Source organism: Pseudomonas parafulva, assembly GCF_002021815.1.
Taxonomy (GTDB): Bacteria; Pseudomonadota; Gammaproteobacteria; order Pseudomonadales; family Pseudomonadaceae; genus Aquipseudomonas; species Aquipseudomonas parafulva_B.
Map to the genome: position 1 here is coordinate 4,192,421 of NZ_CP019952.1, position 19,612 is coordinate 4,212,032.

Annotated in this window: 20 protein-coding genes; 7 read left to right on the forward strand and 13 right to left on the reverse strand. The window is 61.8% G+C overall.

Features of this window, described 5'->3' with window-relative positions; translation table 11 throughout:
* Positions 1-101 precede the first annotated feature (101 nt).
* On the reverse strand, positions 102-1,136 hold the full coding sequence (gene argC / locus B2J77_RS18905; RefSeq protein WP_058639586.1) for an N-acetyl-gamma-glutamyl-phosphate reductase: 1,035 nt from the start codon (positions 1,134-1,136) through the stop codon (positions 102-104).
* A gap of 141 nt (positions 1,137-1,277) precedes the next feature.
* Between argC and hemJ the strand changes: the two genes are divergently transcribed.
* From hemJ to B2J77_RS18930, 5 genes are all read left to right on the forward strand, one after another.
* The gene (gene hemJ / locus B2J77_RS18910) at positions 1,278-1,703 is read left to right on the forward strand and encodes a protoporphyrinogen oxidase HemJ (protein WP_023532455.1); all 426 of its coding nucleotides are present in this window, start codon (positions 1,278-1,280) and stop codon (positions 1,701-1,703) included.
* Positions 1,704-1,880: 177 nt separating this feature from the next.
* A complete protein-coding gene (locus B2J77_RS18915; RefSeq protein ID WP_078479206.1) occupies positions 1,881-2,663 on the forward strand; it encodes an SDR family NAD(P)-dependent oxidoreductase in 783 nt (260 codons plus the stop codon).
* Between the two features lie 64 nt (positions 2,664-2,727).
* On the forward strand, positions 2,728-3,066 hold the full coding sequence (locus tag B2J77_RS18920; RefSeq protein WP_058603062.1) for a histidine triad nucleotide-binding protein: 339 nt from the start codon (positions 2,728-2,730) through the stop codon (positions 3,064-3,066).
* 65 nt (positions 3,067-3,131) lie between these two features.
* The gene (gene coq7, locus B2J77_RS18925) at positions 3,132-3,779 is read left to right on the forward strand and encodes a 2-polyprenyl-3-methyl-6-methoxy-1,4-benzoquinone monooxygenase (protein WP_058639589.1); all 648 of its coding nucleotides are present in this window, start codon (positions 3,132-3,134) and stop codon (positions 3,777-3,779) included.
* A gap of 9 nt (positions 3,780-3,788) precedes the next feature.
* Complete coding sequence (locus B2J77_RS18930; protein WP_078479207.1) at positions 3,789-4,829, forward strand: DUF2157 domain-containing protein; 1,041 nt, start codon at positions 3,789-3,791, stop codon at positions 4,827-4,829.
* A gap of 38 nt (positions 4,830-4,867) precedes the next feature.
* On the opposite strand, the gene B2J77_RS18935 is transcribed toward B2J77_RS18930, so the two are convergent.
* Positions 4,868-5,290, reverse strand: coding sequence for an OsmC family protein (locus B2J77_RS18935; protein ID WP_023532673.1), 423 nt, complete (start codon positions 5,288-5,290; stop codon positions 4,868-4,870).
* Between the two features lie 187 nt (positions 5,291-5,477).
* Here B2J77_RS18935 and crp point away from each other — a divergent pair, with 187 nt between their 5' ends.
* On the forward strand, positions 5,478-6,122 hold the full coding sequence (crp, locus tag B2J77_RS18940) for a cAMP-activated global transcriptional regulator CRP (RefSeq protein ID WP_023532600.1): 645 nt from the start codon (positions 5,478-5,480) through the stop codon (positions 6,120-6,122).
* Here the strand turns inward: crp and B2J77_RS18945 are convergent.
* The 4 genes from B2J77_RS18945 to B2J77_RS18960 all read right to left on the reverse strand — a co-directional run bounded on the left by B2J77_RS18945 (position 6,119) and on the right by B2J77_RS18960 (position 9,448).
* On the reverse strand, positions 6,119-6,823 hold the full coding sequence (locus B2J77_RS18945; RefSeq protein WP_058639592.1) for a lipoate--protein ligase family protein: 705 nt from the start codon (positions 6,821-6,823) through the stop codon (positions 6,119-6,121). The genes crp and B2J77_RS18945 overlap by 4 nt on opposite strands.
* 142 nt (positions 6,824-6,965) lie before the next feature.
* Complete coding sequence (gene trpC, locus B2J77_RS18950; protein ID WP_058639593.1) at positions 6,966-7,799, reverse strand: indole-3-glycerol phosphate synthase TrpC; 834 nt, start codon at positions 7,797-7,799, stop codon at positions 6,966-6,968.
* Positions 7,796-8,845: an anthranilate phosphoribosyltransferase gene (trpD, locus tag B2J77_RS18955; protein ID WP_058639594.1), complete on the reverse strand. Its 1,050-nt coding sequence runs from the start codon at positions 8,843-8,845 to the stop codon at positions 7,796-7,798. Before trpD ends, trpC begins: the two co-directional genes overlap by 4 nt.
* A 9-nt stretch (positions 8,846-8,854) precedes the next feature.
* Positions 8,855-9,448 carry an aminodeoxychorismate/anthranilate synthase component II gene (locus tag B2J77_RS18960; protein WP_058639595.1) on the reverse strand — a complete coding sequence of 198 codons (594 nt, stop codon included), beginning with the start codon at positions 9,446-9,448 and terminating at the stop codon, positions 8,855-8,857.
* Positions 9,449-9,816: 368 nt separating this feature from the next.
* Here B2J77_RS18960 and estP point away from each other — a divergent pair, with 368 nt between their 5' ends.
* Complete coding sequence (estP, locus tag B2J77_RS18965; protein ID WP_078479208.1) at positions 9,817-11,697, forward strand: esterase EstP; 1,881 nt, start codon at positions 9,817-9,819, stop codon at positions 11,695-11,697.
* Positions 11,698-11,883: 186 nt separating this feature from the next.
* On the opposite strand, the gene trpE is transcribed toward estP, so the two are convergent.
* From trpE to B2J77_RS19000, 7 genes are all read right to left on the reverse strand, one after another.
* The gene (gene trpE / locus B2J77_RS18970; protein WP_078479209.1) at positions 11,884-13,365 is read right to left on the reverse strand and encodes an anthranilate synthase component I; all 1,482 of its coding nucleotides are present in this window, start codon (positions 13,363-13,365) and stop codon (positions 11,884-11,886) included.
* Positions 13,366-13,434: 69 nt separating this feature from the next.
* On the reverse strand, positions 13,435-14,253 hold the full coding sequence (locus tag B2J77_RS18975) for a phosphoglycolate phosphatase (RefSeq protein WP_027913641.1): 819 nt from the start codon (positions 14,251-14,253) through the stop codon (positions 13,435-13,437).
* The gene (gene rpe / locus B2J77_RS18980) at positions 14,250-14,924 is read right to left on the reverse strand and encodes a ribulose-phosphate 3-epimerase (RefSeq protein WP_058639616.1); all 675 of its coding nucleotides are present in this window, start codon (positions 14,922-14,924) and stop codon (positions 14,250-14,252) included. Before rpe ends, B2J77_RS18975 begins: the two co-directional genes overlap by 4 nt.
* 154 nt (positions 14,925-15,078) lie before the next feature.
* Positions 15,079-15,906, reverse strand: coding sequence for an ABC transporter permease (locus B2J77_RS18985; protein WP_058603051.1), 828 nt, complete (start codon positions 15,904-15,906; stop codon positions 15,079-15,081).
* An 11-nt stretch (positions 15,907-15,917) separates the two neighbouring features.
* Complete coding sequence (locus B2J77_RS18990; RefSeq protein ID WP_078479210.1) at positions 15,918-17,165, reverse strand: ABC transporter permease; 1,248 nt, start codon at positions 17,163-17,165, stop codon at positions 15,918-15,920.
* Between the two features lie 60 nt (positions 17,166-17,225).
* Complete coding sequence (locus B2J77_RS18995; protein WP_058603049.1) at positions 17,226-18,260, reverse strand: ABC transporter substrate-binding protein; 1,035 nt, start codon at positions 18,258-18,260, stop codon at positions 17,226-17,228.
* Between the two features lie 41 nt (positions 18,261-18,301).
* Positions 18,302-19,426, reverse strand: a complete 1,125-nt coding sequence (locus B2J77_RS19000) for an ABC transporter ATP-binding protein (RefSeq protein ID WP_058603048.1) — start codon at positions 19,424-19,426, stop codon at positions 18,302-18,304.
* Between the last annotated feature and the right edge of the window lie 186 nt (positions 19,427-19,612).

Below are 19,612 nucleotides of genomic sequence, written 5' to 3' on the forward strand. Positions count from 1 at the left end.
AAACTCGATGACGGCCATTATCCGCTTTCCCGAGAAAATCGGTCAACAATAGGCGACGGGCAGGTCGCGATCAGCACAGCTCGCCGTAAGCCCTCGTCAGCTTACGGTAACAGGCCGGCATGGCTCAGCCCCATGCGCTCATCAAGCCCGAACACGATGTTCATGTTCTGCACGGCCTGCCCGGAAGCGCCTTTGACCAGGTTGTCGATGACCGACAACACCACGACCAGATCACTCCCTTGTGGACGATGAACAGCAATGCGGCAGACGTTGGCGCCGCGCACGCTGCGGGTTTCGGGGTGGCTACCGGCGGGCATCACGTCCACGAAGGGTTCGTTGGCGTAGCGCTTCTCGTAAAGCGTCTGGAGGTCGACCGATGTGTCGGCGACAGTCGCATACAAGGTGGCATGGATGCCGCGGATCATCGGCGTCAGGTGAGGGACGAAGGTCAGACCAATGTCCTTGCCCGCAGCTAGACGCAGGCCCTGGCTGATTTCCGGAAGGTGACGATGCCCCTTGACCGCGTAGGCTTTCATGCTCTCACCGGCCTCACAGAACAGCGACCCGACAGCCGCACCCCGTCCGGCACCGCTGACACCGGACTTGCAGTCGGCGATCAAGCGCGATGCGTCGGCCAAGCCAGCTTCGAGCAACGGCAGGAAACCCAGTTGAGTGGCGGTTGGGTAGCAGCCCGGAACCGCGATCAGGCGCGCCTGGCGGATCTTGTCGCGGTTGACCTCGGGCAAACCGTACACGGCATCGTCGAGCAGATCAGGCGCGCCGTGAGGCTGGCCGTACCACTTGGCCCACTCCACTGCGTCCTGCAGGCGGAAGTCGGCCGACAGGTCGATGACCTTGGTGCCCGCCGCCAGGAGTTCGCCCGCCAGGGCATGAGCGACACCATGGGGGGTGGCAAAAAACACCACATCACACGCGCCCAGGGTCTTGCTGTCAGGCACGCTGAATGCAAGGCCGTCGTAATGGCCGCGCAGGTTCGGATACATGTCGGCCACCGCCACACCGGCTTCCGAGCGCGAGGTGATGACCGCTACCTCGGCCTGTGGGTGCTGAGCCAGCAGACGCAACAGTTCGACGCCGGTGTAACCCGTGCCGCCGACGATACCGACCTTGATCATAACGCTTGCCCCTTATCAACGAGCCGTCTGGAAAACGCACGATGATAGGGGCGTGATGCGTCTGTCACAACACTTCAGGTGTCCCTGAGGGCGCCTGGGCACTACTATCTGACGACCGTGAATACCTGAAGGAATGCCCCGATGCTCTACCTATGGATCAAAGCGCTGCACATCGTCAGCGTCGTATGCTGGTTCGCCGGCCTGTTCTACTTGCCACGGCTGTTCGTCTACCATGCCCAGAGCCAGGACAGCATCAGCCAGGACCGGTTCGTGACCATGGAACGCAAGCTGTACCGAGGCATCATGAACCCGGCGATGATCGCCACGTATGTGTTCGGCGCCTGGATGCTCTACCTCACACCGGGGTGGCTGAGCCAGGGCTGGCTGCACGCCAAGCTGACACTGGTGCTTCTGCTGACCGGCTACCACCATGTGTGCGGGGCCCAGCGCAAACGCTTCGCCGCCGGCACCAACACCCGCAGCCATGTCTACTATCGCTGGTTCAACGAGGTACCTGTTCTGATCCTGCTGGCGGTCGTTATCCTGGTGGTGGTCAAACCGTTCTGAGAATGGTGCCCAGCACTGGGGCTGCCAGGACGGTGCAAAGCTACTCGCCGATCGTCGTAAGCGCCACTGACAGCCCACGCAGCGGCGCACTCCCAGGCTTGGGCGGCCCAGCAAAACGCAGCATCCGCCACCGCCAAGCTGTACACTAGATGCCCTCTTCGGCCCCAGGAGCCCTGCATGACCCGTTACGCCATGATCACCGGCGCTTCCACCGGCTTGGGCCTGGCCCTGGCGGAGGCCCTGGCACGGCGCGGGCGCAACCTGATCCTGGTCGCACGCCACCGTGAAACCCTGGAGCCGGTCGCCATCGAGCTTGCCCAGCGTTTCGGCGTCGAAGTGCTGTTGCGTGCGTGCGATCTGAGCCAACCGCTTAGGCTGTCAGGGTTCGTCCTCGAGCTGGAAGAAGGCGAGCGGCGCATCGATTTGCTGGTCAACTGCGCCGGTCAGCGCACCTACGGCCCATTCCTGGCCCATGAATGGGCCGACGAACAGGACCTGCTCGAAGTCAACGTGCTGGCACTGAGCCGCTTGTGTCATGCCATCGGCAATCTGATGGCGGTACAGGGCGGCGGCCAGATCCTCAACGTTGCCGGGCTGGCCGGCGTGGCCCCCGGGCCATGGATGGCCACCTATGCCGCCAGCAAGGCATACGTGATGAATTTTTCCCAGGCCCTGCGCGAAGAGCTCAAACCCACAGGCATCAAGGTCTGCGTGCTGTGCCCGGGGCCGGTGCGTTCTCCACGGCGCCACATCGCCCGGCTCGAAGGCAAAAGCCGCTGCCTCAGCCCCGAGGAAGTGGCGCTGTACACCGTTCGCGCGCTCGCCCGCAACCGCGCCTTGATTCTGCCGGGGCGACGCAATCGCTGGCTGGCGTTCGCCCCGCGCCTGCTGCCGAACGGGTTGGTGCGCAAGCTGGCAGGTGTGATTCACCGGCGTTATTGTCCAGTCGGTATGGAATAGTCGCTGGGCGAGCGGCTTCGGCCTGAGTACACTCGGCCCGGACCCTCACCATGGAGCAAGTGCTGTGGACGATTTATTCCTCAAGATCATTAACCGGGAGATCCCGGCGAAGATCATCTACGAAGATGACCAGGTTCTGGCATTTCACGACATCGCCCCCCAGGCCCCGGTGCATTTTCTGGTCATTCCGAAAAAGCACATCCGCACCCTCAACGACCTGACCGAAGAAGACAAGGGCCTGGCTGGGCACATTCTGTTCACGGCCCAGCGTCTGGCCAGGGAACTGGGCTGCGAGGAAGGCTTTCGCGTGGTCATGAACTGCAATGAACAAGGTGGGCAGACGGTCTACCACATTCACATGCACGTGCTCGGCCAACGCCAGATGAACTGGCCACCGGGCTGATCCACCGCAAGCGACTCGAGCGCGATTGGGTTAGACTGTCGGGCACATTCTTGCGGAGGTGCCCGATGGCTACCGAACGTCACTATTCCCCGCTCGACCGCTTGTTGCTGCAGGCCGACACCGCCATGCGCACCTTGCTGCCGTTCAGCGGCCAACCCTCTCGTCCGTCCCCGGCCATCGTCAAGCCCGCCGTCGAACTCGAAGATCGGCAGGCACGTCACGTGGCAGGGCTGATGCGCATAAACCACACCGGTGAAGTCTGCGCCCAGGCGCTTTATCAAGGCCAGGCCTTGACGGCCAAACTGCCGTCAGTGCGCAAGGCCATGGAGCGCGCTGCGGAAGAGGAAATCGATCATCTGGCCTGGTGCGAACAACGCATCCGTCAACTCAACAGCCACCCCAGCGTCCTGAACCCGCTGTTCTACGGTATGTCATTCGGCATCGGCGCTTTTGCCGGGCTGGTGAGCGACAAGGTGAGCCTGGGCTTCGTGGCAGCGACGGAGCACCAAGTCTGCAAGCACCTGGACGAGCACCTGGTACAGATCCCTACTGAAGATGAAAAATCCCGAGCCATCCTCGAGCAGATGCGCGTCGACGAAGAACAGCACGCCGATACGGCACTGCAAGCCGGTGGCTACCGCTTCCCTGCGCCTGTGCGTTTTGGCATGAGCCTGCTGGCCAAGGTCATGACCAAGAGCACCTATCGCATCTGAAGGCTCGCCATGGCAACACGTTTCGATGCCAAGGACCTGGCGCGAGCGGTCGAGGCGGGGATTCTCCAGCCAGGCCAGGACCAGGCCTTGCAAGCCTTTCTCAGCCAGCGTCAAGTGGCGACAGGCAGCCTTCAACTGGCCCACAGCGCGTTCTATTTAGGCGCGCTGCTGGTCATCGGGGCCATGGGCTGGCTGCTCAACGAGGCATGGCTACGCATCGGCGACACCGCGTTGCTGGCCGTGGCCAGTGCCTACATCGGGTTGCTGACCCTAGCCGCACTCATTCTTCAAAAGCGCAAGCAACCCATTGCGGCCGGCGTACTGGCCGCAGCCGCGGTCAGTATCGTGCCACTGGCGGTCTTCGCGCTGGAGCGGTTGCTCGGTTGGTGGCCGCTCGATGACGTGCGAGCCGATTACCACCAGTACTACACCCATGTACAGGGCGGTTGGCTGGCCATGGAGGCCGCCACCGTTGTTGCAGGTGTGGCGATGCTCCGCCTTGTCCCCTACCCATTTATCGTCATGCCCATTGCCGTTGCCCTGTGGTTCATGTCGATGGACCTTACCGAGTGGGTATTCGGCGCGCCATTTAGTTGGGAACAACGCCGAGTGGTATCTCTGTGGTTCGGGTTGGCGACCTTGCTGGTGTTTCTGGTAGTCGATGGCAGGACGCGGCAAGACTATGCCCACTGGGGCTATCTGGCCGGCCTTGCAGCCTTCTGGGGTGGGTTGACGATGCTCGACAGCGGCAGTGAATGGGGGAAAGCCACCTACTGCCTGATAAACCTTGTGCTCATGGGGGTGGCAGTGTTGCTGCGCCGGCCCGTCTTCATGGTGTTCGGGGCACTTGGCGTTACCGCCTACCTGGGGTACCTGGCGTATGACGTATTTGCCCAATCCCTGCTGTTCCCGGTGTTGGTCAGCTTGATCGGCCTGGGCGTCATAGGGCTGGGCCTGCTTTACCAAAAACACCGGGAGGCGTTGAGCCAGTCGGTCAGAAGCGCACTACCAGGCTGGCTATACGCGACACTGCCAGCACTGCGCCATTAAGCGCCGCCGGCACGCGCCGCGCAGCTCGCACCCGTTGCTCAACCCAGTTCCACGATCTCGTAGCCATGGGTGATTTCAACCCCGGCACGCTCAAGCATGATCGACGCCGAGCAGTATTTTTCGGCCGAAAGCTCGACGGCACGCTTGACCTGGGCCTCTTTCAACCCGCGGCCCTTTACCACGAAATTCATGTGGATCTTGGTAAATACCTTTGGATCCTCGCCTGCCCGCTCGGCCTCGAGAAACGCTTCGCAGCTCTCCACCGCCTGGCGCGACTTTTTCAGGATGCTGACCACATCGAAACTGCTGCACCCGCCCAGGCCCAGCAACAGCATTTCCATCGGCCTGACGCCCAGGTTGCGGCCGCCGGCCTCGGGTGGGCCATCCATCACCACAACGTGGCCGCTGCCGGACTCGCCAAGGAACATTGCCTCACCGGCCCACTGGATACGTGCCTTCATCACCCGAACTCCCGAATTCGCAAAAAGGGTGTCAGCTTAGTCGTTGTGCCGCTGTGGGAAAAGTATGTAAGGAGGCGCTTTAATGCCGAAACATTTTGTAGTGTCTGATAAGCTGGCGCCAATCGAATGGCGTTTTTCCAGCCAACAGCCATGGACGCCCATGGACTGCACAGAACAGGATTTCGCGATGGCAGCCTCTGCCCTACCCCCAAAGATCAAGAACATCGACAAATTGCTGGTGCACTGCCAACGCCGGCGCTACAGCGCCAAGAGCAACATCATCAGTGCAGGTGAACGCGCGCAGACATTGTCGTTCATCATCAAGGGGTCGGTCACCATCCTCATCGAAGACGAAAATGGCCATGAAATGATCATCGCCTACCTCAACAGCGGTGACTTCTTCGGTGAGCTAGGGCTGTTCGAACCGGTTGAGGCGCAGCAGCATCGTAGCGCCTGGGTTCGGGCCAAGACTGAGTGCGAAGTGGCGGAAATCAGCTACGACAAGTTCCGCGAACTGGTACGACACGAGCCGGACATGCTCTACGCCGTCAGCAGCCAGATGGCCCAGCGCCTGCGCGACACTACCCGCAAGGTTGGGGACCTGGCCTTCTTCGATGTCACCGGCCGAGTTGCGCGGTGCTTGCTCGACTTGTGCAAGCAGCCCGACGCCATGACCCATCCAGACGGCATGCAGATCAAGATCACCCGCCAGGAAATCGGGCGAATCGTCGGTTGTTCACGGGAGATGGTCGGTCGCGTCCTGAAGGACCTGGAAGAACGCAGCCTGGTCCAGGTCAAGGGCAAGACCATGGTGGTACATGGCACGCGCTAGCTGAGGGGCACCTCAGCCAGCACCTGCGCGTACGCTTGGGATAGCCGTGCGAACCACGGTGCCGCCGGTGCTACTTCATGCAAGGCGATGTGTGCATCGGCGCGGCATCGCTGTTCAAGGTTGCAGCACATATTGAAGTGGTTGACGGCAGCTACCATTGCCTCCCGGTCGTTATCCAGCAGCAATGCCCCATGCACCAGCACCACCGGGCCTTTGCCTGCGGCGGCCTGGCGCCAGCGCTGGGCGGTCCCCACCAACTTGCGGCCATTGAGGTTGACGTTGTACCGGCCATCGCAGAATGCACCCTCGATCTCGCCCACCGAGGCGACACCTCCCCACTCCTGCAGCACCTCGCACAGGGGCAGGCACAAGCGCTGGTAGGCTTTTTCGATACGCCCTTGATCGCCCTCACTGCGCGGGGCCGCATAGACCAGGGCGATATTTACCGTCGAATGGGACTGCGGTACAGGTTCGCCGCCGGTTTCGCGCAGCAGCACTGGCCAGCCAGCGCCAGCCAATTGCGCACTCGCCGCTTCAAAGTGCTCCAGCCGGCTCATCCTGCGAGGCATCACTAGCGCCTGGTCAGTGGGGCGCCAGAACAACACACCGTTATCGCGCTCGCCCCGGCAAACGGCGGCCAGCAGGTCCTGTTCGGCAAGCAGCCCTTGCTCGACGGTAAGGGCCAGGGGCTGGTCAGTCATTGATTCACCTTCGATTGAGTTACGCAGCCTGTGGCCACTACCGTTAGCGTCACAGCCTCTGCACGACAGGCATCAGGGCGAAAGCGCCCCTGAGCCAGATGGCAACCATGAAAAAGCCGGCAACATGGCCGGCTTGGTTCATTCAGTCCAGTTGCTGAATGGTCTTTTTCACTTGATCAGGGAAGAACAAGCGCTGGAGCTCGAGCCCCGGGTTCTCAGCCCGCATGAATGCCTCACCCACCAGGAATGAATAGACGCGGTTGATCTTCATCAGCTGCACATCGGCCTGATTGAGGATGCCGCTCTCGGTAATGGCGAGCCGATCCGCGGGGATACGTGGCAGCAGGTCCAGCGTGGCCTCCAGGTTCACTTCGAAGGTATGAAGGTTACGGTTGTTGACCCCCACCAATGGCGTGTCCAGCGTCTTGAGTGCGCGCTCAAGCTCAGCACCATCGTGCACCTCCACCAGCACATCGAGCCCGACCGACTTGGCCGTGGCCGCCAGCTCGGCCATTTTCACATCGTCGAGCGCCGACACGATCAGCAGCACGCAATCTGCGCCCAGAGCACGGGCCTCGACGATTTGATAAGGGTCGACCATGAAGTCCTTGCGGATCACCGGCAGCGACACGGCTGCTCGCGCCTCTTTGAGGTAGTCGTCCGCCCCCTGAAAATAATCGACATCCGTTAACACCGACAGGCAAGTTGCGCCGCCTTTCTCGTAGCTCACGGCAATGTCTGCAGGGACGAAATGCTCCCGGATCACACCTTTGCTAGGGGAGGCCTTCTTGATTTCAGCGATCACCGCTGGCTGCTTGCGCTCGGCCTGACGCAGCATGGCGTTGGCGAAACCACGGGGCGCGTCGGCCGCCTTGGCCAACTGCTCAAGTTCGGCAAGGCTTACGCGAGCACTGCGCTCGGCCACTTCCTCGAACTTGCGGGCGATGATCTTTTCCAGCACCGTTGGCACGCTCATGCTTCATTCTCCACCTTGAATACGGCCGTAAACGCACCCAGCTCCTGCAGTTTCTCCCAGGCCAACCCGGTGTGCAGCACGTCGTGGGCAAGTTCAACGCCGGCCTTCAGGCTCATGGCGTGATCTGCGGCATATAGGGCTGCACCGGCATTGAGCACGATCATCTCGGCGGCCTTCTGGCCGTTCTCGGTCTTGCGTCGACCCAGCGCATCACGAATCAGCGCCAGGGACGCTTGCGGGTCCTCGACCGCCAGGCCATGAAGGCTCTGGCTCTTCATGCCCAAGTCTTCCGGTTCAACCCAGTACTCGGCAATCTCGCCATTTTTCAATTCAGCCACGAAGGTGGGCGCTGCCAGGCTGAATTCGTCCAGCCCATCCTTGGAATGCACCACCAGCACATGCTTGCTGCCCAGGCGGTGCAGCACCTCGGCCAGAGGACGGCAGAGCGCCTGGGTGAACACCCCAACCACCTGATGCTTCACACCGGCCGGATTCGTAAGCGGGCCAAGCATGTTGAACAAGGTCCTGAGCCCTAGATCGCGACGCGGCCCAGCGGCATGTTTCATGGCGCTGTGGTGACTCTGGGCGAACATGAAGCCGATACCCAGGCTGTCGATGCAGCGGGCCACCTGAACGGGCGTCAGGTTCAGGTAGATGCCAGCCGCTTCGAGCAGGTCTGCGCTGCCACTTTTGCCGGACACCGCCCGGTTCCCATGTTTGGCGACGGTACAGCCGGCAGCGGCCAGTACAAAAGCGGATGCGGTAGACACGTTGAAGATATTGGCACCATCGCCCCCGGTACCCACGATGTCGACCACCCCATCAAGGGTGTTCAGCTCGACCTTATCAGCCAACTCCCGCATGACCGACACCGCGCCAACGATTTCGTCGATGCTTTCACTTTTCATGCGCATGCCCATCAGAAATGCGCCAATCTGCGCTTCACTGCATTGGCCGGTCATGATCTGGCGCATCACGCCGCGCATTTCATCGGTGGAAAGGTCCAGATGGCCGACGATGCGACCCAGCGCGCTCTTGATATCCATATTCGTTCCTTAGCGGTGGCCGCCAGTCTGCTGGAGGAAATTGGCGAACAGTTCATGGCCCTGCTCGGTGAGTATCGACTCGGGGTGAAATTGCACGCCCTCGATATTCAACGTCTTGTGCCGTACACCCATGATCTCGTCGACCGAGCCATCTTCGTGTGCGGTCCAGGCCGTCACTTCCAGACACTCCGGCAGCGTCTGGCGCTTGATCACCAGCGAATGGTAGCGGGTCACGGTCACCGGATTGTTCAGGCCGCTGAATACGCCAAGGTCGCGATGGTGGACGGGGCTCGTCTTACCGTGCATCACCTGGCGTGCACGCACGACATCGCCACCGAACGCTTGGCCGATGGACTGATGGCCCAGGCACACGCCCAGAATCGGCAGTTTACCGGCAAAATGAAGAATGGCTTCGATGGACACACCGGCTTCGCTCGGCGTACAGGGCCCAGGCGAAACGACGATGCGCTCCGGCGCCAGGGCTTCGATCTGGGCAATGGTCATTTCGTCATTGCGAATGACCCGCACATCAGCCCCTAACTCGCCCAGGTACTGGACGACGTTGTAAGTGAATGAGTCGTAATTGTCGATCATCAGTAACATCGGATGAAACCTCTTGAACCTACTGACTTCATGATTCGAACCTTCCTGTACCTGTCGCAGGCGCAACTTTGCCGCTAAAGACGTTGAGACAGGAAGGCAAACAGGGGCGGGCCGGACGGACCGGCAGAGGATAAAGTCAGGCGCGCCAACGCCAACGGGCGTGGGCCTTGATAACGCGCATCAAGAGTTTGCTGACGATCAACACAGGGTAGGTCTCGCTCATACGTCTCGGCACAGTAGCCTACCGGGGCGGCGGGCGCAATATGCCCGTAAACACTGGGAAACGAATGGCATCAGGTGCATTGCGCGGCGTTTTGCTAAGGTCGATGGAGTTGTCCTGATAAAAACAAAGAAAAGGATGTTTCTCGATGCTCAACGTACCGTTATTGCGCGTCACCGCCGCCTCACTGGCATTGGCCTGCGGCCAGGCATTTGCATCTGCTGACCCGTACGCTTCATTGATCGTATTCGGTGATAGCCTGAGCGACGCCGGCCAGTTCGCAGGCCTTCGCTTCACCAACCGCAATGCCGATGGCAGCTATGCACCTGTGTCGCCGATGATCCTGGGCGCTCGCCTGGGCCTGGGCGCCAATGCGCTTGGGCCTTCCACATCGCCGGTCAATGCGGCGCTGGGCCTGCCCGATGGCAACAACTGGGCGGTTGGCGGCTATACCACCAAGCAGATCCTGGACTCCATCACCACCACCTCCAGCACGGTCATCCCACCGGGGCGCCTAGGCGCGGGCCTGGTGCTTCGGGAAAAGCCTGGCTATCTGGCTACGGGCCTTCGCGCCGATCCCAATGCACTTTATTACGTGACAGGCGGCGGCAACGACTTCCTGCAGGGTTTGGTCAACAGCCCAGCCGACGCCGTGGCTGCCGGTGCACGCCTGGCCGCCAGTGCTCAGGCCCTGCAACAGGGTGGTGCCCGTTACATCATGGTTTGGCTGTTGCCTGATCTTGGCCAGACGCCCAACTTCAGCGGTACGGCGCAGCAAAATTCCCTGTCGTTGCTGTCCGGTGCCTTTAACCAGGCACTGGTCAGCCAACTCAGGCAAATCGACGCTCAGGTCATCCCCCTGAATGTCCCACTGTTGCTGAGCGAGGCCCTGGCCCACCCCGCTCAGTTCGGACTGGCCAGCGACCAGAACCTGGTCGGTACGTGCTATAGCAGCGAAAGCTGCGTCGGCAACCCCGTGTATGGCGTCAACGGCATCACGCCAGACCCCACGAAGCTATTGTTCAACGACCCCGTGCACCCGACCATTGCTGGCCAGCAACTGATCGCCGATTACGCCTACTCCGTTCTGGCCGCCCCTTGGGAGCTTACCCTGCTTCCCGAAATGGCCCACGCCAGCGTCAGCGCTCATCAGGATGAACTGCGCAACCAATGGCAGGCCCCTTGGCAAGCGGTCGGTCAGTGGCAGCCTTTCATCGCCGCTGGTGCGCAAGACCTGGACTTCGGCGGGCAACGCAGCGCCGCCAACGGTGACGGCCACGGTTACAACCTGACTGTCGGCGGTAGCTACCGGGTCGACGATGCCTGGCGGCTGGGGCTGGCTGGCGGCGTGTACCGGCAGAAGCTGGAAGTGGGCAGCCATGATTCGGACTACACACTCGACAGCTACCTGGCCAGTGTCTTTGCGCAGTACCGCCAGCACCGCTGGTGGGCAGATGCGGCATTGACCGTCGGGCACCTGGATTATGACGATCTGAAACGCACCTTCGCGCTGGGGGTGAGCGAGCGCAGTGAAAAAGGCGATACCCAGGGCGAAACATGGGCCGTGTCTGGCCGACTGGGCTATAACCTGGCGCCGGAAAGTGCCCGCTGGCAGCTGGCGCCATTCCTGAGCGCTGACTATGCCAGGGTCAAGATCGATGGCTATGACGAAAGGAGCGGTCGCGCGACGGCGCTGGGGTTCGATGACCAGGAGCGCACGTCACGACGGCTGGGCCTGGGCCTGCTGGGTAGCGTGCAGGTATTGCCTGCTACCCGAGTATTTGCCGAGGTGGCTCAGGAGCACGAGTTCGAGCATGACCAGCAGGACGTACGCCTGAACTTCACCGCTTTGCCAGCCAATGATTTCACGCTCGACGGCTATACCCCCCATAGCAACTTGACCCGAGCGAGCCTTGGGGTCAGCCATGAAGTGGTGGCAGGGGTGAATGTGCGTGCCGGCTACAACTGGCGCAAGAGCGATGAGCTCAAGCAACAAGGTATGAGCCTTGCCGTTAGCGTGGATTTCTAGCAAAGGGCCAGCCTGAAATCAACGGGGCCGCTTCGCGGCCCATCGCGGCACAAGACCGCTCCTACAGGTCAGTGTAGGAGCGGCCTCGTGCCGCGATGGGCCGTGAAACGGCCCCAACGATCTTAAGTGAACAGCATTACGCTCATACAGGGGCTTGGACTGCGTCACCGCTCAGGCAACCGCCACCTACCGAGAAGTGGTCTGTTCGGCCAACGCCACCGCACGGAACATGGCCCGACGCTTGTTGATGGTTTCTTCCCACTCCAGCGCTGGCACAGAATCGGCAACAATGCCACCGCCGGCCTGTACGTGCAGCTCTCCATCCTTGATCACAGCCGTACGGATGGCGATCGCCGTATCCATGTTGCCGTTCCAGGCGAAGTACCCCACTGCACCGCCATAAACCCCGCGCTTGACCGGTTCCAGCTCATCGATGATCTCCATCGCACGGATCTTGGGCGCCCCGGACAACGTACCGGCAGGCAGGATGGCCCGCAGTGCATCCATCGCCGTCAACCCTTCGCGCAACTGGCCGGTGACGTTGGAAACGATGTGCATGACATTGGAATAACGCTCGATCACCATCTTCTCGGTCAGGCGCACACTGCCTGTGGACGATACGCGGCCGACGTCGTTACGCCCCAGGTCGATCAGCATCAGGTGCTCTGCAATTTCCTTGTCGTCCGACAGCAAGTCGTCTTCCAGCGCGCGATCGGCCTCCTCCGTCGCACCGCGTGGGCGTGTACCGGCGATGGGTCGCACCGTGACCAGGTTGTCCTCGACCCGCACCAGCACTTCGGGCGAGCTGCCGACGACATGAAAGTCCCCAAAGTTGAAGAAATACATGTACGGCGTCGGGTTGAAGCAACGCAAGGCGCGGTAGAGGTCGATGGGTGCTGCCTTGAAGTCGATGGACATGCGCTGCGACGGCACCACCTGCATGCAGTCACCGGCCAGGATGTATTCCTTGATACGGCCGACGGCATGCTCATAATCGTCACGCGTGTAGCTCGACCGGAATGCAGGCTCGGCTGCCTGAGGCCCGCTCAGATCAAGCCCGCGGCGTGGCGTGATGGGTTGGCGCAGCGTTTCGAGCAGGCTTTGCAGGCGCGCCTGGCCTTGCTCATAGGCCTGTTCCTGGGCAGGGTCAACCAGCACGATGGCGTGCATCTTGCCAGCGAGGTTGTCGAACACCACCACGGCATCGGAGACCATCAGCAGGATGTCCGGCACCCCGAGAGGGTCCGGGTTGGGGCTCGCGCCCAAACGTTTTTCAACGTAACGCACGCAGTCATACCCGAAATAGCCGACCAGTCCACCGTTGAAGCGCGGCAGGCCCGGAACGTCGGCCACGTTGTAGCGCTGCTTGAAGGTTTCGACGAACGCCAGGGGGTCCTCGACGTTATGGCTTTCGACCTCGACGCCGTCCTGCAGGATGGACACGTGGTAGCCATGCACACGCAGCACGGTCCGCGACGGCAGACCAATCATCGAGTACCGCCCCCATTTCTCGCCGCCCTGCACCGATTCGAGCAGGTAGGAATTGGGCTGGTCAGCCAGTTTCAGGTAGATCGACAGGGGCGTATCGAAGTCGGCCAGGGTTTCGCAGGCCAGGGGGATGCGGTTATAGCCGGCAGCGGCCAGGCGCAGGAATTCTTCGCGGATCATGAGTAGCCTCGTGGCAAACAGCATTGGTTCGGGCAAACGGATGGGCCGGCACACGCCGGCAGGCAGGCGTCAGGCGCGCCAACGCCATCGGGCCAGGGCCTTGATGACTTTCATCCAGAATTTGCCGGTAACCGCCACGTTTGACCCTTTTTGGTCTGAGGCTTGAAGGTCCGCCAACGTTATCCCAGTGGCAGGGTCTACGCAACCGGGCAACAAAGCCCGCAGGTCATCGATCACAAGGCTGGGCGATTCCTCTTCGATGGGCCGCCCGTGGTTGTAGCCATAGGTCAGCCCGACGCATTGCACGCCAGCTGCCTTGGCTGCCAACACGTCGCTGCGCGAATCGCCGACGAACAACGCTTGCTGCGGGGTCACGCCGGCCATCTGCATCACGAACAGCAACGCCGCTGGGTCCGGCTTCTTCTGAGCCAGGGTGTCTCCGCCGATGATCCAGCGGAAATAGCTGCCCAGCTTCATCTGGTCCAGCAAAGGCCCCACGAAGCGCTCCGGCTTGTTGGTGATCAAGGCCATTTCCACACCGCGCTTGCGCAGCCAGCGCAAGGTGTCCTGCACGCCTGGGTACACGACTGTCAGGTCGTGACTTTCGGCGTAGGCGTCCATGAACAGCGCCAAGGCCTGTTCGGCCAGGGCATCGTCCACCCCGGCGTGATCGATATCACCCGCCAGAGCACGGCGTACCAGCACCTGCGCGCCATTGCCCACCCACTGGCGCACGGCATCGAGGCCAGCGGCGGGTCGGCCGAGTTCGAGCAGCATGCGGTCCACCGCTGCGGCCAGGTCCGGGACGGAGTCGACCAAGGTGCCATCCAGGTCGAACATCACCAGCCTGGGCAGCGCTCCTGGGAACAGCTGCTCGAAGCCGCTCATGGGCGCGCCTGTGCCAGTTCGCTGCGCATCTGGGCGATGACCTGCTGGTAGTCGGGGGCGTTGAAGATCGCCGACCCGGCCACGAAGGTATCGGCACCGGCGGCGGCGATCTCACGGATGTTCTTCACGTTCACACCACCGTCGATTTCCAGACGAATGTCGCGGCCACTGGCGTCGATCAGCGCGCGCGCCTCACGCAGCTTGTCGAGCGTGCCCGGAATGAATTTCTGGCCACCGAAGCCTGGGTTGACGCTCATCAGCAGCACCATGTCGACCTTGTCCATCACGTATTTCAGGACGTCCAGGCTGGTGGCCGGGTTGAACACCAGGCCGGCCTTGCAGCCGCCGTCCTTGATCAGTTGCAACGAACGGTCGATGTGCTGGGTCGCTTCCGGGTGGAAGGTGATGTAGGTAGCGCCGGCCTCGATGAAGTCGCCGATGATGCGGTCCACGGGGCTGACCATCAGGTGCACGTCGATCGGCGCGGTCACGCCGTACTTGCGCAGCGCGCTGCAGACCATGGGGCCGATGGTCAGGTTGGGGACGTAGTGGTTGTCCATCACGTCGAAGTGGACGATATCGGCGCCTGCGGCCAGGACATTGTCGACCTCCTGGCCCAGGCGGGCGAAGTCGGCGGAAAGAATGGAGGGGGCAATAGCGTAGGGCTGCATGGCGCACCTGTTGGGCAGAATCACGGTGGCGCGCATTGTAACTCAGGCAAAGCGGTGAAGGCTGATTGGTATCAACGCATGTCGAGCAGCGGCTGCAACAAGCGCTGGCTTGTCTGTCGCCACACGGGCTGACAAGCCAGCGCAGACAGCGCTGTCAGGCCGGCTGCTGGGTGCGCAGTTTCTCGCTGCGCCCCCGTAGCCATTCCAGGGTCAGCAGCAGCACCACCGAAAAACCGATCAGCAGGGTCGCCGCAGCCGCAATGGTCGGGCTCAGGTTCTCGCGAATGCCACTGAACATCTGCCGTGGCAGGGTCGCCTGCTCTGGTCCGGCCAGAAACAAGGTCACCACCACCTCGTCGAAGGATGTGGCGAAGGCAAACAACGCCCCGGAAATCACGCCGGGCGCGATCAACGGCAAAGTCACCTTGCGGAACGCCAGCAGCGGCGAAGCACCCAGGCTGGCAGCCGCGCGCACCAGGTTGTAGTTGAAGCCTTGCAGCGTCGCCGACACGGTGATGATCACGAACGGCACACCCAACACCGCGTGCACCAGAATCAGCGAGGTAAAGCTGTTGCCAAGGCCCAGGGGCGCGAAGAACAGGTAGCTGGCCACGCCGATGATCACCACCGGCACCACCATCGGTGATATCACCAAAGCCATTACCAGGGACTTGCCGGGGAAATCACCGCGGGTCAGCCCGATGGCCGCCAGCGTTCCGAAGACCATGGCCAGCACGGTCGCCGCCGGGGCGACGATGATGCTGTTCTTCAAGGCCCGCATCCATTCGGCCGAGCCGAAGAAGTCCTGGTACCACTGCAAGGAGAAGCCTTGCAGCGGGTAGACCAGGAAGCTGCCGCTGTTGAACGACAGGGGCACGATCACCAGCACCGGCAGGATCAGAAACAGCAATATCAGGCCACAGAGAATACGCAGGCTGTAGAACCAGACCCGCTCGATGGGCGACATGTAAGGGCTCAGCATGACAAGGCTCCTCAGCTCAGGCGCAGGCGGCTGGCGCCGACCAGCCAGCTATAGATCAGGTACAGCAGCACGGTGGCCAGCAGCAGCAGACCGCCCAGCGCGGTGGCCATGCCCCAGTTGATGCTGGTGTTGGTGTAGAACGCCACGAAATAACTGACCATCTGGTCGTTCGGGCTGCCCAGCAACGCAGGCGTGATGTAGTAGCCGATGGCCAGAATGAATACCAGCAAGCACCCGGCACCTACCCCGGCATAGGTCTGCGGGAAGTACACTCGCCAGAAGCTGGCGAACGGATGGCAGCCCAGGGAAATGGCAGCGCGCATGTAGCTCGGGGAAATACCTTTCATCACGCTGTACAACGGCAGGATCATGAAGGGCAGCAGGATGTGCACCATCGAGATGTACACGCCGGTGCGGTTGAAGACCAGCTCCAGCGGCTGATCGATGATGCCCATGGCCATCAGCGCACTGTTGATCAACCCGCCGGACTGCAGCAGCACGATCCACGCGGCCACCCTTACCAGGATCGAGGTCCAGAACGGCAGCAGAACCAGGATCATCAACAGGTTGCTCTGGCGTGTCGGCAGGTTGGCCAGCAGGTAAGCCAGCGGATAGGCCAGCACCAGGCAAATGGCGGTGATCACCACGCCCATCCACAGGGTGCGGGTGAAAATATCCAGGTAGATGGCCTGGTCCGGCGTGGCCTTGGCCAGTTGGCCCAGGTCGTCGATACGGTGGTCCAGCGACGCCAACAGGTAGAAAGGTGTAAGGGTACTGGTATTGCGGCGAATCGCCTGCCAATAGGCGGGGTCGCCCCAGCGCTCGTCCAGCGCCTGCAAGCCGTCCTTGTAGGAGACAGGCTCGGCCTTGAAGGGCAGCGCCCGTGCGGTCTTGGCCAACAGGCTGCGGTAGCCGGCCAGCTCCATGTTCAAGCGCTTGGACAGGTCACCCAGGGTCTGGTTCTTGCGCGATTCGGCCAAGTCCTGGCTCAGCGCCTTGTAGACGTCCTCGCCCGGCAGGCCCTTGCCATCCCACTGGGTGATGATATCGACCGTGCGCGGCAAGCCGGCGACCACTTCCGGGTTACCGACGCTCTTGTACAACAAGGCTGCGATCGGCACCAGGAACACCAGCAGCAGAAACAGCGCCAGGGGCGCGATCAGCGCCTGGGCCTTCCAGCGGTTGACCCGCTCGGCGTGTTTAAGGCGCTGTTTGAGATTAGGACCGGCGCCTTCGTTGAGGGGCACTGCAATGGCCATGGCGAACTCCACGATACACACTGAAAGAGGGGCCGCCGCGCGGCCCCTTGCACTGGACGTTTACTTCTTCGCCGCCCAGGCGTTGAAACGTTGCTCCAGCTGCTCGCTGTTGTCCGCCCAGAAGGCCACGTCGATCTGCACCTGATTGGCGATGTTCTCAGGCGTGGTCGGCATGTCTTTCTTGACCTCTTCGGACAGCAGGTCGACCGCCTTGCTGTTGGCCGGGCCATAGGCGATGTTTTCGGAATACACCTTCTGCTGTTCAGGCTGCACGCTGAAGGCGATGAATTTCTTCGCCTCGTCGCTGTTCTTGGCGCCCTTGGGAATCGCCCAGGCGTCGAAGTCATAGATGCCGCCGTTCCACACCACCTTCAGGTTGCTCTCCTTCTGCACGGCAGCGATGCGCCCGTTGTACGCCGAACTCATGACCACGTCGCCCGAGGCCAGGTACTGCGGCGGCTGGGCGCCGGCTTCCCACCACTGGATGCTCGGTTTGAGCTGGTCGAGCTTCTTGAAGGCGCGGTCCACGCCTTCTTTGGTACCCAGCACCTTGTACACGTCCTTGGGCGCCACACCATCGGCCATCAAGGCGAATTCCAGGGTGTACTTGGCGCCTTTGCGCAGGCCGCGCTTGCCTGGGAATTTCTCGGTGTCCCAGAAATCGGCCCAGCTGCTCGGGGCGGTCTTGAGCTTGTCGGCGTTGTAGGCCAGCACCGTCGACCAGACGAAGAAGCCGACACCACAAGGCTGGATCGCACCTGGCACGTAGTCGGCCTCGTTGCCGAACAGCGCAGGGTCGAGCTCTTCGAACATGCCCTCGTCGCAGCCTCGGGCCAGTTCGGGTGATTCCACCTCGACCAGGTTCCAGGAGACACTCTTGGTGTCGACCATGGCCTTGACCTTGGCCATTTCACCGTTGTACTCACCGGCGACGATCTTGCCCTTGCCGGCCTTTTCCCACGGCTCGTAAAACGCCTTCACCTGGGCGGCCTTGTTGGCGCCGCCGAACGACACCACGGTCAGGTCCGCAGCCATGCTCTGGCCAGCGGCGAACAGCCCAAGGGCCAGGGCGGTCAGTTTCAACTGCTTGCGCATTTATTATTCTCTCCACAGTTCAGGGTTGGTGCTGCAAACCATCAATGGGCTTCGGTGATCGGATCCAGTGCACGGGCGTGTTCTACTTCCCAACCCAGTGGCACCACATCGCCCACGGCCAGGGCCGGGTCGAGTTCGGCGATGGGCTGCTTGACGAAGAAGTCGGCCTTGCCACACACCTCCAGACGAACGCGCACGTGGTCGCCCAGGTAGATGAACTCGGCCACGCGGCCGGAAAAGCGGTTGGCGCAGTGCTCGCTGTGGCCGTTGAGCCGTACCCGCTCCGGACGGATCGACAGGGTCACCGCTTCGCCTGGCCGGCCCACGTTTACAGCCAAGGCCTCGACCCGCTCGCCGCGCGCCAACTGCACCTGGCAGCGGTTACCGTCATGGGTGAGCAAGGTGCCGTTGAGCCGGTTGTTCTCACCGATGAAGTTGGCGACGAACGTATTGCTGGGTGCTTCATACAGGGTGCGTGGATCGGCGATCTGCTGAATCTCCCCCTGATGGAACACCGCCACCCGATCGGACATGGTCAGCGCTTCGCCCTGATCGTGGGTCACGTACACCACGGTCACGCCCAGGCGCTGGTGGATGTGCTTGATCTCCATCTGCATGTGTTCACGCAGTTGCTTGTCCAGCGCGCCCAGTGGCTCGTCCATCAACACCAGTTGCGGCTCGAACACCAACGCCCGCGCCAAGGCCACGCGCTGTTGCTGCCCACCGGACAATTGGCCCGGGTAGCGCTTGGCGAAGCTGTCGAGCTGAACCATGTTCAATACCCGTTTGACCCGCTCGCTGATATCGGTCTTGCTCAGGTTGCGCACGGTCAGGGGAAACGCGAGGTTCTCGGCCACGGTCATGTGCGGGAACAAGGCGTAGTTCTGGAACACCATGCCGATATCGCGCTTGTGCGGGGGTACGTTGTTGATGGAGCGACCGGCCAGCTGGATTTCCCCAGCGGTGGGGGTCTCGAAGCCAGCGAGCATCATCAGGCTGGTGGTCTTGCCGGACCCGGAAGGCCCCAGCAGGGTGAGGAACTCGCCCTTGCGGATGTCGAGGTTGAGGTTCTTGACGATCAGCGACTCGCCGTCGTAGCTCTTCTGCACACCACGGAAGCTGACCAGCGTTTCGCCGGTGGCAGCGTTCGACTTCGCCTCGCTCATGCCTGCACCTTATTGTTGGATGACTGCGTGGGGTAAAGCGTAGAAGAGCCGCATCCCCCCGCAAATCGGGCGCCCAGAGAGAATGCCATCGTCCGGATGGAAGATTTGTTGTAGGGAACGCCCTACAAGCATGGCGCTTTCAGAACACAGGCCCACACAGGTCCAGGCGCTTGACCGCCAGCCCTT